Source organism: Flagellimonas sp. ABD4_174 (assembly GCF_056160185.1).
Genome location: NZ_JBSWWP010000001.1, coordinates 1,335,713 through 1,350,367, shown reverse-complemented (window position 1 = coordinate 1,350,367; position 14,655 = coordinate 1,335,713). Strand labels below are relative to the sequence as shown.

At 40.9% G+C, this 14,655-nt stretch carries 15 protein-coding genes; 8 read left to right on the top strand and 7 right to left on the bottom strand.

The window, feature by feature from the left end:
• Window positions 1-85: 85 nt before the first annotated feature.
• Both mnmC2 and ACXAFK_RS05920 read right to left on the bottom strand, forming a co-directional pair.
• Window positions 86-748: a tRNA (5-methylaminomethyl-2-thiouridine)(34)-methyltransferase MnmC2 gene (gene mnmC2 / locus ACXAFK_RS05925; RefSeq protein ID WP_474957115.1), complete on the bottom strand. Its 663-nt coding sequence runs from the start codon at window positions 746-748 to the stop codon at window positions 86-88.
• Window positions 745-1,221, bottom strand: a complete 477-nt coding sequence (locus tag ACXAFK_RS05920; RefSeq protein WP_474957114.1) for a DUF4920 domain-containing protein — start codon at window positions 1,219-1,221, stop codon at window positions 745-747. The genes mnmC2 and ACXAFK_RS05920 overlap by 4 nt, the downstream gene beginning before the upstream one ends.
• 106 nt (window positions 1,222-1,327) lie before the next feature.
• Between ACXAFK_RS05920 and ACXAFK_RS05915 the strand changes: the two genes are divergently transcribed.
• Entirely contained in the window at window positions 1,328-2,395 is a 1,068-nt protein-coding gene (locus tag ACXAFK_RS05915) for a branched-chain amino acid aminotransferase (protein WP_293294220.1), read from the top strand.
• Between the two features lie 28 nt (window positions 2,396-2,423).
• On the opposite strand, the gene ACXAFK_RS05910 is transcribed toward ACXAFK_RS05915, so the two are convergent.
• Window positions 2,424-2,810: a nucleoside triphosphate pyrophosphohydrolase family protein gene (locus tag ACXAFK_RS05910; protein WP_338193492.1), complete on the bottom strand. Its 387-nt coding sequence runs from the start codon at window positions 2,808-2,810 to the stop codon at window positions 2,424-2,426.
• Between the two features lie 345 nt (window positions 2,811-3,155).
• On the opposite strand from ACXAFK_RS05910, the gene ACXAFK_RS05905 reads away from it, so the two are divergent.
• From ACXAFK_RS05905 to ACXAFK_RS05885, 5 genes are all read left to right on the top strand, one after another.
• Window positions 3,156-3,335, top strand: a complete 180-nt coding sequence (locus tag ACXAFK_RS05905) for a hypothetical protein (RefSeq protein WP_224835233.1) — start codon at window positions 3,156-3,158, stop codon at window positions 3,333-3,335.
• A gap of 16 nt (window positions 3,336-3,351) precedes the next feature.
• On the top strand, window positions 3,352-3,723 hold the full coding sequence (gene crcB, locus ACXAFK_RS05900) for a fluoride efflux transporter CrcB (RefSeq protein WP_474957113.1): 372 nt from the start codon (window positions 3,352-3,354) through the stop codon (window positions 3,721-3,723).
• A 272-nt stretch (window positions 3,724-3,995) separates the two neighbouring features.
• Complete coding sequence (locus tag ACXAFK_RS05895) at window positions 3,996-4,334, top strand: P-II family nitrogen regulator (protein WP_224835235.1); 339 nt, start codon at window positions 3,996-3,998, stop codon at window positions 4,332-4,334.
• A 32-nt stretch (window positions 4,335-4,366) separates the two neighbouring features.
• Window positions 4,367-5,647 (top strand): ammonium transporter, encoded by a 1,281-nt coding sequence (locus ACXAFK_RS05890; RefSeq protein WP_474957112.1) that lies wholly within the window; start codon window positions 4,367-4,369, stop codon window positions 5,645-5,647.
• A 137-nt stretch (window positions 5,648-5,784) separates the two neighbouring features.
• Window positions 5,785-6,825 carry an outer membrane beta-barrel protein gene (locus ACXAFK_RS05885; protein ID WP_338193488.1) on the top strand — a complete coding sequence of 347 codons (1,041 nt, stop codon included), beginning with the start codon at window positions 5,785-5,787 and terminating at the stop codon, window positions 6,823-6,825.
• 59 nt (window positions 6,826-6,884) lie between these two features.
• On the opposite strand, the gene ACXAFK_RS05880 is transcribed toward ACXAFK_RS05885, so the two are convergent.
• From ACXAFK_RS05880 to ACXAFK_RS05870, 3 genes are all read right to left on the bottom strand, one after another.
• On the bottom strand, window positions 6,885-7,523 hold the full coding sequence (locus tag ACXAFK_RS05880; protein ID WP_474957111.1) for a DUF1684 domain-containing protein: 639 nt from the start codon (window positions 7,521-7,523) through the stop codon (window positions 6,885-6,887).
• Between the two features lie 65 nt (window positions 7,524-7,588).
• The gene (locus ACXAFK_RS05875) at window positions 7,589-8,944 is read right to left on the bottom strand and encodes an alpha/beta hydrolase (protein ID WP_474957110.1); all 1,356 of its coding nucleotides are present in this window, start codon (window positions 8,942-8,944) and stop codon (window positions 7,589-7,591) included.
• Window positions 8,945-9,071: 127 nt separating this feature from the next.
• Window positions 9,072-9,524 (bottom strand): Lrp/AsnC family transcriptional regulator, encoded by a 453-nt coding sequence (locus ACXAFK_RS05870; RefSeq protein WP_224835240.1) that lies wholly within the window; start codon window positions 9,522-9,524, stop codon window positions 9,072-9,074.
• Window positions 9,525-9,646: 122 nt separating this feature from the next.
• Here ACXAFK_RS05870 and ACXAFK_RS05865 point away from each other — a divergent pair, with 122 nt between their 5' ends.
• Complete coding sequence (locus ACXAFK_RS05865; protein WP_224835241.1) at window positions 9,647-10,048, top strand: hypothetical protein; 402 nt, start codon at window positions 9,647-9,649, stop codon at window positions 10,046-10,048.
• Between the two features lie 6 nt (window positions 10,049-10,054).
• Here ACXAFK_RS05865 and ACXAFK_RS05860 read toward each other — a convergent pair whose 3' ends face one another.
• Window positions 10,055-13,513: a methylmalonyl-CoA mutase family protein gene (locus tag ACXAFK_RS05860; protein WP_293294201.1), complete on the bottom strand. Its 3,459-nt coding sequence runs from the start codon at window positions 13,511-13,513 to the stop codon at window positions 10,055-10,057.
• 142 nt (window positions 13,514-13,655) lie between these two features.
• On the opposite strand from ACXAFK_RS05860, the gene purU reads away from it, so the two are divergent.
• Window positions 13,656-14,504, top strand: a complete 849-nt coding sequence (gene purU / locus ACXAFK_RS05855; RefSeq protein WP_293294199.1) for a formyltetrahydrofolate deformylase — start codon at window positions 13,656-13,658, stop codon at window positions 14,502-14,504.
• The last annotated feature ends 151 nt before the right edge of the window (window positions 14,505-14,655 follow it).

Genomic DNA, 14,655 nt, shown 5'->3' with positions numbered 1-14,655 from the left:
ACCTTAATTTAGGTTTAACATATTTGTTTAAACTTTAGTGCCAAATAGTCCTGCAAAGCACCATGGGTTAACAAATTGTTAGGAATCACATCTTTATGGCCCTTAACATTTCTCTTTTTCCGGGTGGTCCAGGCAACCTTTCCACGGTAAATCCAACAGCCTGCATCGCCCTTCTTACACTACCTTTTGCCGCATACGTGACCAATACGCCCTCTTGCTTAAGTGCATTGTGCATGATCGAGAAAATTTCTTCGGTCCACAGGTCGGGTTGCACACGTGCCCCGAATGCATCAAAATAAACAAGATCGACAAGGTTTTCCTCGTCGATCTGCCTAAAATCCTTTTTTTGTTTGAGCAACGAAAAATCCGGTGTTATAGCTACCTCTTCTTCCCAGTTGGAACGATGCATTTTATTAAAAGATGCTTCAACATTATCTGCACCCAACTGCCTACAATAATCCAGAACGCTTATTTCATCCACAGAAACAGGAAAGGCCTCTACTCCAATATATTCGACCGTTAGTTGTTGTTTGGCAGCCTCCAATAAGGTAATAAGTGCATTAAGCCCTGTACCGAAACCAACTTCCAGTATGGTAATGGATCTATTGTTGAACAACCGCAGCCCATGTTCAATAAATACATGGTAAGCTTCTTGCACTGCGCCATGTTTGGAATGGTATTGTTCGTTCCAATCCTCTATTTGAATGGTCTTGGAACCGTCCCCTGTCGTGATTATTCTTCGTTTCAAGGCTGATTTGCGATCAAAACACCATCAGCTTCGAACCTAAGTGTTCTTTTCGGGGCGGTGATCTGGGCCAATTCTTCTTCAGAAGCACCCTCGTCCTCAGCATAGTGTTTTTGGTCTTCTACGGACATTTCTTCTAAAAATGCGGCGCCGTTCATCACAACTTTCTTACCCGCAGCATCCTTGGGCACAAAAAAGCCGTAATCCTTAAACCGGACAAACACTTCTTGATCGGATTCAAGTTTAACCTTCATCCAACATCCTTTTGCCTGGCAAACTTCTTTGATTTCACCGATGATTTGGGTCTGAAGCGAATCTTTCTCTGAAATTTGATCAAAAGGTGCAGCGGTTTTGGACGCTTTTCCAGAAACCTGGAATTCCTGACCGAAATAATCCCCTTGTATCGTTTCTTGTTTACAGGAGACAAAAAGAACTCCTACTAAAAATACAGTAGCAATTGTGTTAAAATATCTCATTTTTGATAACATTTAAGTAAATGTAGATTAAGTATAACATTTAGATTTGTGAATCGTCCAAAACTAACAATAAATAGCTAATTTTAACACTGTAAATGTAAGTGATATGGAAACAATGGCTAACAAAATTGCTATAGAAAAGACTAAATCTTCAAAAATCCAAGATATTGATTTTGACAATCTTTCCTTTGGAAGTGTCTATTCGGACCATATGTTGGTTTGCGACTATAAAAACGGCGAGTGGAACACTCCAAAAGTGGTTCCTTACCAACCTATTACGCTGGATCCTTCGGCCAAAATCTTCCATTACGGACAGTCCATTTTTGAGGGAATGAAAGCCTACAAGGATGAGAACGGGAAGGTTTGGCTCTTTAGACCTTTGGACAATTGCAAAAGATTGAACAAATCAGCACAACGTTTGGCGATTCCGGAAATACCGGAAGCCTATTTTATGGAAGGGCTACAAACCTTGATCCAATTGGAAAAAGATTGGATTCCTCAAAATCCCGGAAGCTCTTTATATATTAGACCGTTCGTTTTTGCATCCGGCAATGGTTTCCATGCATCTCCTGCGGACGAGTACAAATTTATAATTGCCTGTGCGCCTTCTGGATCTTATTTTTCAGGTAGAGTAAAAGTATTGATCGAGGAGACCTATTCCAGGGCAGCAAACGGCGGTGTTGGCTACGCCAAGGCGGGCGGCAACTATGCCGGGCAGTTTTACCCTACCAAACTTGCGGCCGACAAGGGTTACCAGCAAGTAATCTGGACAGACGACAATACCCATGAATTTATTGAAGAAGCGGGCGCTATGAATGTTTTTGTGAGGATCAACGATACATTGATGACAGCACCTACAAGTGATCGTATTTTGGATGGTATCACAAGAAAGAGCATTTTAAAAATTGCAGAGGATGAAGGCATAAAAACCGAAGTCCGCAAAATCTCGGTACATGAACTTGTTGAAGCTGCAGAGAACGGATCCCTAAAAGAAATGTTCGGAGCAGGTACCGCAGCTGTAGTATCTCCTATTTCCGGATTCGGTTACCATGGAAAGGATTACGAACTTCCCGAAGTGGATAACAGCTACGCGTCCTTATTGAAAAAAAGAATCACGGATATTCAATATAACCGATCAGAAGATAAATTTGGATGGCGACACGAAGTCATCTAACAAAAAAGGCGCCGAAACGGCGCCTTTTTTATTTATCCATTATCGTTTGAATATCCGGTCTGGTATAGTTTGGCCCTTTGAGCACTTTCCCGTCTTCCCTATAAATAGGTTTACCATCCGCACCAAGCTTGCTCATATTGCTTCGCTGTATTTCCTCGAACACCTCTTCAATTTTGTATTGCATACCATGTTCCAAGATTGTCCCACATAAAATATACAACATATCCCCCAAGGCATCGGCCACTTCCACTAAATCGTTATTATTGGCAGCTTCCAAGTATTCCCGATTTTCTTCGTCCATTAAATTAAATCGCAGTAGATTTTTTTCTTCTCCCAAATTGGCTTTTGGCTGTTGGGAAACTCCAAGCCCAAAAGAATTGTGGAATAATTCCACGGCTTTTATTTTACTTTCCATTATCTAATTTTGATTTAGCTTTGCATAAAAATATAAAATATGTTCAGTACAGGACAGATTGTTTTTGCAGCTTTGTTTTTTATTGCTTTTGTGGCAATTATCTCCCTTTCTTATCGAAAAGACAAAAAATTGCACAAAAAAAATTATAAAGGTGTTATCTGGATTCTTGTTTCTTTTCTGATTTTCATAGTTACACTGTTCCTTATTAAATTTTTTCTCAAAAATTAACAGATTAATTGCAATCGCAACAAAAATCCTCATTTTCACAACATTAACAGCCCTTGGATTTCGTTCTTATAGGAAAACCCGTACTTTTGTTTAACATTATTTTAGCACCTAACCTAAATGACAGTTTTTCTTAGTATACTTTTCGTATTGCTCACCATTAACGCCATTCTTTTGATTTTCAGCGTAAATGGTGCCAAGGAGACATTTACAAAACCGATTCGTAAAATTTCCGAATCTGCCACTACCAAGCTTTTTCCTCGGGAGTCTTTAGAAACCGAATACAAAAAAGCGGTTTAGTTTGTAACTTTGAGGCATGAAACAGGCCTTACTTGTTTTTTTAGGGGGAGGATTTGGCAGCGTATTGCGCTTTCTAATATCAAAACCCCTCAATTCCATTTCGCAGAATTTCTTTATCGGAACTTTTACAGTTAATATTTTGGGCTGTCTTATCATCGGGCTTGTTTTAGGTTTTTCTGCTAAAGGCGATATACTCTCCGAGAACAACAGCCTATTATTGGCCACAGGTTTTTGTGGTGGCTTTACCACTTTCTCCGCATTCGCTTTTGAAAAGCATACATTTTTAAAAAGTGGCGATTACCTTAATTTCGCTATTTATATGATGGCCAGTATTATCCTTGGTATCTTATCGGTTGTTCTAGGTTTATGGTTAGCCAAACAAACCTAGCCGTTACAAACCAAATCTTATTAGTTAATTTTTGTTAAATATTGAACATTTCATGGGTTGAATCAGCTTTTTTATGAAAAAAATCAAAGTTTTAACACCATATGTTAACATAAGATCAACAAATAATTGATAAAAGTTTATTATAAATTGGATACCCCTAAATTATTAGGGGTATTTTTTTTATAGTAATAAAAATTACTACAACCACCCCTCTTTTTATAGCCCCTTTGTTTAATTAAGATATATTTGAAACAACAATTAACTACTTAATTATGAAAAAAGTCGAGGCAATTATTCGAAAATCCAAATTTGATGAGGTTAAAAAAGCCTTACATCAAATTGAGGTCAACTTCTTCAGTTACTGGGATGTAACAGGAGTTGGAAATGAAAAACTTGGACACGTCTATCGTGGTATATCGTACAGCACTAGCGAAATACAACGAAGGTATTTGGTTATCGTGGTCAGCGATGACTTTCTGGAAAAAACCGTGAATGTTTTATTGGATACGGCAAGCACTGGTAATGTTGGTGACGGAAAAATATTTGTCTCCGATGTGATCGAAGCCTATCGAATAAGGACCAAAGAAAGCGGAAGCGCAGGAATCAACTAACACTAATAGCCAAAAACTTAAAAACTTAGATTATGATTGTACAAGAACAAGAAGCAATAGACAAAGCCGTGGAAGCCATTACAGGCGACATGGGAGCTTTATGGGTAACCCTTGCGGCCATTTTGGTATTTTTTATGCAGGCAGGGTTCACCTTATTGGAAATTGGTTTCACACGCAGTAAGAACACCGGTAACATCATCATGAAAAACATAATGGACCTGGCCGCTGGCTCCGTTATGTTCTGGGCCGTAGGTTATGCCATTATGTATGGCAGCGACCTTGTAGGTGGCGGTTTTTTTAGATCCAGCCCGTCAGATCAGGGGTACTTCTTTTTTAGTGCCGACGATTGGTACAACCTTTTCTTCCAAACAGTTTTCTGCGCGACCGCAGCAACCATTGTATCGGGTGCTATTGCGGGTCGGACCAAATTTTCCACGTATCTAATTTTTTCTGTTATCCTTACCACACTTATCTATCCTATCTCCGGTAGCTGGTACTGGCCTTTCGACGACGATGCCTGGCTCAACACTGCAGGATTTGTTGATTTTGCAGGTTCTTCGGTAGTACACGCCGTTGGTGGTGCGGCAGCTTTGGTAGCAGCGATACTAGTAGGACCCAGAATCGGAAAATATGTAGATGGCAAGGCACAAGCAATTCCCGGTCACAACATGGCGTTCGGTGCATTGGGTGTTTTCATCCTCTGGTTAGGATGGTTCGGGTTCAACGGAGGTTCACAATTGGCCTGGGGCGGAGATGATACCATTGGAGCCACTAGTGTAATCATCAACACCAACCTGGCCGCTGCAATAGGAGCCATAGCCGCCTTGTTTTTTACATGGGCAAGGTATGGGAAAGCCGACATTTCCATGACACTCAACGGTGCTTTGGCCGGTTTGGTAGGTATTACTGCTGGATGTGGCTCCGTAAATGCATGGGGAGCTCTTGCCATTGGTTTGATCTGCGGTCTAGTAGTGGTAGTGTCCATCGAATTTATAGACAAAAAACTTAAGATAGATGACCCTGTGGGCGCGATTTCAGTTCACGGAGTATGCGGTTTCCTTGGAACTGTTTTAATCGGCCTATTTGCACTTGATGGCGGATTGTTCTACGGAGGAAGCGGAAAACTTTTATGGGTACAGACCTACGGGTCATTGGCCTATATTGTTTGGGCTGCCGTTGCATCTTTTATAGTCCTCTTTATTTTAAAGAAAACCATCGGGCTACGAGTGTCCGAACAAGAAGAAATTGACGGCTTGGACATTCACGAACATGGCGTGGAAGCCTACCCGGAGCACATTTCTCAAGATAAATAGCCCTACAAATAACCAAAGATTGCCAAAGGAAACGGAGCGTTCTGCCAAACGCTCCGTTAAATAACCTTTTCAAACACAACTCACTATAAAACAACTAACGGTCCTTAATAAAAAGGACAACTTAAAATGATCATGATATGAAAACGATTATGAATACAAATTTCGGAAAAATTATGGCGATTGCCATAATTTCAACACTATCATTTTCTGTCTCTGCACAGGAAGAAGAAACCACCTCCAAGTTTAGCCTTAGCGGGTCTGTTGATGCTTATTACAGAACTACCTTTAAGGATGCTGGAGAAGCGGATACCGCAACTTTTACATCCTTTGCCAACCAAACTGGTTTTGCACTGGGCATGGCCAATCTTGTAGGCACCTATGACATGGGAGACACCGGTGTCGTAGTTGACTTGGTTTTTGGACCTAGAGGTACCGAGGCCACTTTTGAAAATGATGTACTTAACGGTATCATCAACCAGGCCTATGTGTATTGGAATGTCTCCGAAGGTACGACCTTGACCATGGGTCGTTTCAACACCTTTTTAGGGTATGAGGTTATCGCCCCACAGGCAAACTTTAACTATAGTGTTTCTTACCTGTTCTCCAACGGACCATTTTCGCACTTGGGCATAAAAGCAGATTTTGCCCTATCAGACGATGTAAGCTTAATGCTTGCGGTAATGAATCCATGGGATACCAATGATATTAGTGACTCTGGTGAATACTCCTTGGGTGGCCAACTAGGTTTTTATGATCAATTCCTGAACCTATATTACGATAGTGGAAAAAGTGGCGGCCTTGGTTTTGAAATTGATTATACCGGTGGATTTGATGTGACCGAGGATTTCTTCTTCGGCATCAATGCAGCCTATAACGACAATTCCGAAACAGGAACTGGTTTTTATGGAGCTGCGATCTACCCACAATTGACGACTTCCGATAGTTTTGCCATTGGGCTTCGCGGTGAATACATGACCTTCACTGATGATGCCCTTGAGGACGACTCCCCAGTTCTTGGTTTAACGTTGACCGGGAGCTTTACAAAGGAAAATCTAATAATAAAACCTGAGGTACGCTTGGATACTTGGGGCAATGACCTTGAGCCCTATGCGGATGGCGACGGAGGTTTTACCAGTAATCAATCTTCATTTTTGATCGCTGCGATCTATTCCTTCTAACCTCAATGCTAGTTAAAAAACCAACGAAAGCCTTATTCCATTGGGATTAAGGCTTTTTTTTAATCCTTTATAAAGTTTTTCACTCCTGCTCTCACATTAGTTCTCAAATAATTTTGCCTTGGCACTAGAGGGCAGGAGTACTTTTTATTATAAACACAATAAGGGTTGTATGATTTATTAAAATCGATTACCAATGTATCCCCCTCTGGGATGGTCAAATCAATATACCTGCCCCCTGCATAGGTTTCCTCTCCGTTGGTTTCGTCCATAAACGGTAAAAACAGGTAATCTTCATAACCTTCTTCCCCCATCAAATCCAGACTTTGGTACACTTCCAATTTATGTTCCTTTCCGTTGAGCCTAAAGTGGGCAATGCCGTAAACTACTTCTTGGGACTGCAAATCGGTCGTACTGGGCATCATAAAAGGAGTGGCATCCGGGGTACGTTCAAAACGTGCTTTGACCACGTAGGCCGTATCCGGCTCAAAAAAATCCAAACCCTCAAAATTCTTCCTGTATTTGTCCGGTAAGGGAGATGTATCCGGATCTTTCAGACTTTCATTTTGCTCCTTTTGATACTTTAAAATATCCGCTACTAAATCCGATGTAGCGGGCTCAACTTTATCATTGTCGTGATACTTTTTACCTTGTCCGCAGGAAATCAAAAAAATGACCGAAAGTAATATGGTATATTTCATTCAGAAAGTATTTGTACAAAAATACGGTTCTAAACCAAATCAAGATAACTGAATTATGCGGACATTTAGTTTTCTTCTATCTTAATGTGGTATCTGGCATCATCCAAATACTTTGAGACCATTTCGTTGAACTCGGGCATAATCCGGAAGAGTGCGGTATGCTCTATATTATAAAGTTTTTCTTTATCCTTAAACCCTTTTTTTAAAAGCTCTTCCAAATAGAACAAAGAGGTTCCAAAATCATCGTTCTTTGCGCTCAAGGATATGGTTTTTAGGTAGTATTCGTAATTACCAGGTTCTAAAATTGTTTTGAGCATGTACAAAAATGCCAAAGCATTCTCATCGACGACCTCCTCAGCCATTTCTATGCTTATATTATCTTCGGCAAGGGCATTTACAAAACCTTTTAACCTATGCCCCATTTGTTTTTCGAACGGTTTGCTCCCATCGATAAACTTTTCGATCTCTGTTTTTTGATATTTCCACCACCCCAAATTATTGTAATTGTGGGTATAAAGGTCTTCATCCATATAATATTGATAATCTTCCTTTAGCATGTTCTCTTGTAAAAAAGCGGCGTTTTCCGCCCGTTTCATCACTTTGTATTCCTTGCTTCTTCTTAAATCACGCTGCACAGATCTAAGTGAGTCCATATTTTTCATGGCGCGGTACATGGACATCATTTCGGTGATATATTGCTCTTTCCAGAGCAAATCCCCGATTTTACCGAGCTGATTTAAGTGGGCGATATCTTTTTTAAAAGCTTTTTCCATATATAGGGTATCCTTTGGAATTCTATTTCGGCCCATGGCATCCAAAGTAAAGAGTTGCATTGCTTTCTCCAGATATGCAACACCTGGCCACTCCCCATCTCCATCGTACAACAACACTTGATTAGGGAATTTATATTGATCCAATAGTTTAGCATCGGTTAGCGTATAGGGGTACCGGTAATTTTCTTTGTTTACAATAGCGATAAAATGAAACGGTTCTTTCATATTAATCAGTTCCCTGTTGGCAAGGGATGCATTTATGGAGATAGCGCCATTTACAGCTCTAATGAGTATTGGCACCAAGCTGGCCAACTGCCCGCCGGAATCCTGACCTGCAGCGTAAATTCGGTCTGTATGTATGGGCAACATTTCCGTTATTCTTTTTATAGTGCCACTTGTGACCAGCATATTTTTTGTCAGTGATAAAGTGTCCGATAACTTTGGTGCCGCCAAAACATAACCTTCTTTCTCCGCTGCCATAACAAACATGGAAAGTGCACTTTTTTCTTCGCCTTTGGTATCGGTGACCAAAAGCAAAGGCCACTTCTTATCCATGGAAAATTTTTTCGGAATAAATAAGGAATACGTGTTTTCGGTAGTATCGTTCAGTGGAAGGTTTTCAATTATTTCCCCCTTTTTTAAAACCATTTGTTGCGAAAAGACAGAAAGTGTGCAAAAAACAGTCAGAATTGGTAACAAATACGTTTTTTTCATAACTCAATTTTATCAAAAATCTAGCCAAAGTCTGTTTCGAAATCATCAAATTAACAATTAGTTACTTACTCCCCCTGCTTTTTTTGATAGGGGCGTTGCTTACCACACTGGATAGCACAATATGGGTTCTACACTCTCCATATACGATGAGTTCGTCTATAAATTTCTCCAAATGGGACTGATCTTTTAGAATTACTTCCATAATTATATTCTCGTTGCCCGTGATCCGATAACAATTCACCACTTCTTGATAAGTTTTTACCTTATCCAAAAACGGTTTTAATTTACCCATAAATGCACGGAGCATTATTATGGCCTTTAATTGATAACCTGCTTCTACATAGGAAATATTGGCGCCATAATTTTCAATAATTCCGAGGTCTTCCATTTTCTTTACACGCTCGGCCACAGCAGGCGGTGTCAGCCCAATTTTCCTTCCAATATTGGCAAATGATTCCCTTGCATTTTGTTGTAAATGATTTAGTATTTGCCAATTCAAGTCATCTATCTTCATATGCAAAGTAGATTAGTTATATTTTTTTGCAATCGAAAGTAAAATCGACCAATTGCTTTTATAACAAAAGTAAAAAAATTCCAATCGTGTGTAATTTTATGTTTCAAAATTGCTGTGAAATCATGGAGAGAAATTCTCTTAACTCCCTTAGTATCTACCGTAAATCTTTGGCACTACGCGACATGAGCGAAGCTGTGGCCTCGTATTTTGCGCAGAACAGAGAAATTTTATCATTTCGCAAAATCGATTCTTTTAGGGACGACATCTCCAAATCCCTTATGGCAGATGCGGATTTGATCACCAAAGAGGTCGAGCAAGCCGCATTGAGCAGCTGTCCATCGGTCAGAATGAAGAGCCTATCCTACGTCAACATTATGACCCGGAATATTCTCGCCTACTGCAATGGTTTGGAAAGAGATGGGGTAAAAGAAAAAGAATACCTGAACCTCCTTCGAAAAGAAATCCGAATCTTTCGGATTTCCTTTAAAAAATGGAGAAAGTCCTTGATTTCCAAGAACGATTAAGCATTCCTACATATTTCTGCGATACTGTCCGCCCACTTGAAAAAGGGCTTCTGTAATTTGACCCAGCGAACAGTATTTGGACGCTTCCATCAGTTTTTCGAAAATGTTCTCGTTATGGGTTGCTACTTGCTGCAATTCGCTTAACTGTGTTTTTGCTTTTTGCGCCTCTCTTTTATGGAGGTTTTCCAAGGTTTTAATTTGATTCTCCTTTTCTGTTTCGGTAGCTCGGATAACCTCGGCGGGCAAAATGGTAGGGGAACCCTTGGAACTCAAAAACGTATTTACTCCGATTATAGGGTATTCGCCGGAGTGCTTCAAGGTCTCGTAATGCAAGCTCTCTTCCTGAATTTTTGAGCGTTGGTACATGGTTTCCATAGCTCCCAGAACGCCGCCCCGCTCCGTAATCCTGTCAAATTCCATTAAAACTGCCTCTTCCACCAAGTCGGTTAATTCTTCAATTATAAAAGAGCCTTGAATTGGGTTTTCATTTTTTGCGAGGCCCAATTCCTTATTAATGATCAATTGAATGGCCATGGCCCTGCGCACAGACTCTTCGGTAGGTGTGGTAATGGCCTCATCATACGCGTTGGTATGCAGTGAGTTACAATTATCGTAAATGGCATACAAAGCTTGGAGGGTGGTACGGATATCGTTGAAATCGATTTCTTGGGCGTGCAAGCTCCTTCCCGAAGTCTGGATATGATATTTAAGCATTTGTGCCCTTGGATCGGCCCCATATTTTTCCTTTAATGCCTTGGACCAAATACGTCTTGCCACCCTTCCGATTACGGCATATTCCGGGTCCACCCCGTTGGAAAAGAAAAATGAAAGGTTTGGTCCAAATTTATTGATATCCATTCCACGGCTCAGGTAGTATTCCACATAAGTAAAACCATTGGAAAGAGTAAATGCCAATTGCGTAATAGGATTGGCACCTGCCTCCGCAATATGGTATCCCGAAATGGAAACCGAATAAAAATTTCGGACTTGCTGCTCAATAAAATACTCCTGCACATCGCCCATTAAGCGCAATGCAAATTCGGTTGAAAAAATACAGGTGTTCTGCGCTTGATCTTCTTTTAAGATATCTGCTTGTACCGTACCCCTAACCTGATTCAAAGTTTTTTGTTTAATAGCTTCATAAACCGCTTTCGGGAGCACCTGGTCTCCGGTTACCCCCAAAAGCATTAACCCCAATCCATTATTTCCCTCGGGCAAATCGCCATAATATTGGGGCTGTTCTACACCCTTGGCCTTGAATATGGATTGCAGTTTGTTCTTCACTTCTTGCTCCAAGTTATTTTCCTTGATGTACTTCTCACAGTTTTGATCTATAGCGGCATTCATAAAAAATGCCAAAAGCATAGGGGCGGGACCATTAATGGTCATGCTCACCGAGGTCATTGGACTACTTAGGTCAAAGCCGGAATACAGTTTTTTGGCATCGTCCAAACAACAAATGGAAACACCGGCATTGCCTATTTTGCCATAAATATCGGGTCTGTGATCAGGGTCATTACCGTACAGGGTAACGGAATCAAAGGCCGTGGACAACCGTTTTGCGGGCATATCCATGCTCACATAATGAAAGCGACGATTGGTCCGTTCGGGTCCACCTTCACCGGCAAACATTCTTGTTGGATCCTCCCCTTCTCTTTTAAACGGGTACAAACCAGCTGTGTACGGAAACTCACCGGGTACGTTTTCTTGTAAAATCCATTGTAAAATATCGCCCCAAGCCTTGTATTTGGGCAGAGCTACTTTTGGAATCTGACTATGGGATAGTGACTCGGTATGGGTTTTTATTTTTACTTCTTTATCCCTTACTTTAAATGAGTAAACTTCGGATTTATAGCGTTCTACTTTTTCTCTCCATCTTATAATGGCATCCCAATGCAAGGGATTCAAGTGCATTTTTATACGATCAAACTCTTTGATCAGCAGCTCGACCAATTCGCCCGAAGCTTCATTTTTGATGTTTGACCGAATTTCATCTTCGTTCAGCCCGGATTTATCCAAAAACAATTCTTCGGCCCGTTCTTGATCTATTTCCAAGGTAGATGTGATGGTCAAAAAGACCCCATAGAGTTTTTGGGCTATCTTGGCTTCGTACTTGGCCTTTTCATCATAACTCCTATTGTTCTCGGCAATTTCAGATAAATATCGGGTACGTGCCGGTGGGATCACATAGATTTTTTCGGCCATTTCTTGTGTGATCTCCATCTGAGATTTTAGGTTGGAATCTGCTTTTTCTTGCAGTGTATCCATCACCATTTTATACAAGCTGTTCATCCCAGGATCATTGAACTGCGAAGCAATGGTTCCAAAAATAGGAAGTTCATCTTCATTGGCATGCCACAGTCCGTGGTTACGGGCGTATTGCTTTTTTACATCGCGGATAGCATCGAGGGCTCCCCTTTTATCGAACTTATTTATGGCCACGATATCCGCAAAATCCAGCATATCTATTTTCTCCAATTGTGTGGCGGCTCCAAATTCCGGGGTCATCACATATAGGGAGACATCGCTATGTTCCAATATTTCGGTGTCCGACTGACCTATCCCAGAGGTCTCCAACACAATTAGGTCATATTTTGCCGCCTTGAGCACATCAACAGCTTCCGCTACGTATTTGGACAAGGCCAAATTGGATTGCCGAGTGGCCAAAGACCTCATATAAACCCTTTCGTTGTTGATAGCGTTCATACGGATCCTGTCCCCCAAAAGCGCACCCCCGGTTTTTCGCTTAGATGGATCTACGGAAATAAGCCCAATGTGTTTATCGGGGAAATCCATTAAAAATCGGCGCACGAGTTCATCCACCAGGCTGGATTTACCAGCTCCTCCTGTACCGGTAATTCCCAAAACCGGAACGTTTCCTTTTTCCTTGGCAATAATAGCTTCAAATTTTTCGAATTCTTCATGACGATTTTCTGCCAAAGAAATTAAACGGGCCAATGTATTTGAATCCTTTTCTGCCAATTTGTTTTCCAGGGACTCTCCTTTGGAGAGAGGCATATCGGGGACTGCTGTATCACATCTTTGAATCAGGTCGTTGATCATACCCTGAAGTCCCAGTTCACGTCCGTCATCCGGAGAGTAGATACGTTCGATCCCGTATTCCATCAGTTCTTTTATTTCATCGGGCAAGATTACACCGCCACCGCCGCCAAAAATTTTGATATGTCCAGCACCTCTTTCCTTCAACAAATCGAACATATACCTAAAATATTCGTTGTGCCCTCCTTGGTAAGAGGTCATCGCAATGGCGTTGGCATCCTCTTGAATGGCGCAATCTACCACCTCGGCCACACTCCTATCGTGTCCCAAATGAATTACCTCCACTCCTGTAGCCTGGATAATTCGCCTCATTATATTAATGGCCGCATCATGGCCATCGAACAAGGAAGCTGCCGTTACAATTCTGATTTTATGTTTGGGTTTATAAGGTTCAATTTGTTCCATCTGTAATAAAAGCTGAAAATTTGCTCTGCAATTTACGGAAAATGCAATTGAAAATTGATTTTGATTAAGATTATACAAAAAATATTGTAAGTCTGGGCTTGCTATTCTGAATATCATAATTTTACCCACTTAATTATACCGCATGAAACTTACCGTTCTCATTAATTGCCCTGACCAATCGGGGATTATTAGATCCGTAACCACTTTTATCCATAAACAAAAAGGCAATGTTGTTTACTTGGACCAGCATGTGGACAAACAGGCTGGGGTATTTTTTATGCGCTTACAAAGCGAGTTCGAAAAAACGGTCTCCTTGGACCATTTTAAACATGATTTTGAAAAGGAAGTCGCCCATGGCTTCAATATGGAATGGGATGCTTATACTGATGGCCATCAACCAAAAATGGCTGTGTTCGTTTCCAAGTACAATCATTGTTTATATGATCTGCTGAGCCGATATAATTCGGGCGAGCTATCGGTCGAAATTCCTTTTATACTGAGCAACCATAAAGATTTGGAATACGTCGCGGAACAATTCAACATACCCTATTTCCATATTCCCGTGACCAAGGAAAACAAAGCAGAAGCCGAGGACAAACAACTTGATCTTTTGAAAAAGTTTGATGTAGATTTTATTGTGCTGGCAAGATATATGCAAATTGTATCCCCAAAGGTGATCAATGTTTTTCCACAACGAATCATTAACATTCACCATTCCTTTTTACCTGCTTTTGCGGGGGCAAAGCCGTACCACGCGGCCTTTAACCGAGGTGTAAAAATTATTGGGGCCACGAGTCATTATGTTACAGAAGATCTGGATGCCGGACCCATTATTGAACAAGATGTGACCACAGTTTCCCATACCCACTCGGTTAAAGATTTTATTGCCAAGGGAAGAGACTTGGAGCGCATTGTACTATCGCGTGCAGTTCAACTTCATGTTGCCCGAAAAACTATGGTGTACAATAATAAAACTGTTATCTTTTCCTAACATCTGAGATTAAAATACGAGCTGTCCCATAAGCTTGTTTTCATCAATCTGCACCTATGATCATCACCAGTTTTTCGGATTCTCACGACCATTTGAGGCGAATCCACTAATATTCTGAATTTAAATCAGGATCATATTTATATACCTGTTA

What these genes read in the sequence shown, in the direction of transcription:
- ACXAFK_RS05920 (WP_474957114.1), bottom strand. Translation starts at nt 1,221, where the DNA reads ATGAGATATTTTAACACAATTGCTACTGTATTTTTAGTAGGAGTTCTT.
- ACXAFK_RS05915 (WP_293294220.1), top strand. Translation starts at nt 1,328, where the DNA reads ATGGAAACAATGGCTAACAAAATTGCTATAGAAAAGACTAAATCTTCA.
- ACXAFK_RS05910 (WP_338193492.1), bottom strand. Translation starts at nt 2,810, where the DNA reads ATGGAAAGTAAAATAAAAGCCGTGGAATTATTCCACAATTCTTTTGGG.
- ACXAFK_RS05905 (WP_224835233.1), top strand. Translation starts at nt 3,156, where the DNA reads ATGACAGTTTTTCTTAGTATACTTTTCGTATTGCTCACCATTAACGCC.
- crcB (WP_474957113.1), top strand. Translation starts at nt 3,352, where the DNA reads ATGAAACAGGCCTTACTTGTTTTTTTAGGGGGAGGATTTGGCAGCGTA.
- ACXAFK_RS05895 (WP_224835235.1), top strand. Translation starts at nt 3,996, where the DNA reads ATGAAAAAAGTCGAGGCAATTATTCGAAAATCCAAATTTGATGAGGTT.
- ACXAFK_RS05890 (WP_474957112.1), top strand. Translation starts at nt 4,367, where the DNA reads ATGATTGTACAAGAACAAGAAGCAATAGACAAAGCCGTGGAAGCCATT.
- ACXAFK_RS05885 (WP_338193488.1), top strand. Translation starts at nt 5,785, where the DNA reads ATGAAAACGATTATGAATACAAATTTCGGAAAAATTATGGCGATTGCC.
- ACXAFK_RS05880 (WP_474957111.1), bottom strand. Translation starts at nt 7,523, where the DNA reads ATGAAATATACCATATTACTTTCGGTCATTTTTTTGATTTCCTGCGGA.
- ACXAFK_RS05875 (WP_474957110.1), bottom strand. Translation starts at nt 8,944, where the DNA reads ATGGTTTTAAAAAAGGGGGAAATAATTGAAAACCTTCCACTGAACGAT.
- ACXAFK_RS05870 (WP_224835240.1), bottom strand. Translation starts at nt 9,524, where the DNA reads ATGAAGATAGATGACTTGAATTGGCAAATACTAAATCATTTACAACAA.
- ACXAFK_RS05865 (WP_224835241.1), top strand. Translation starts at nt 9,647, where the DNA reads ATGGAGAGAAATTCTCTTAACTCCCTTAGTATCTACCGTAAATCTTTG.
- ACXAFK_RS05860 (WP_293294201.1), bottom strand. Translation starts at nt 13,513, where the DNA reads ATGGAACAAATTGAACCTTATAAACCCAAACATAAAATCAGAATTGTA.
- purU (WP_293294199.1), top strand. Translation starts at nt 13,656, where the DNA reads ATGAAACTTACCGTTCTCATTAATTGCCCTGACCAATCGGGGATTATT.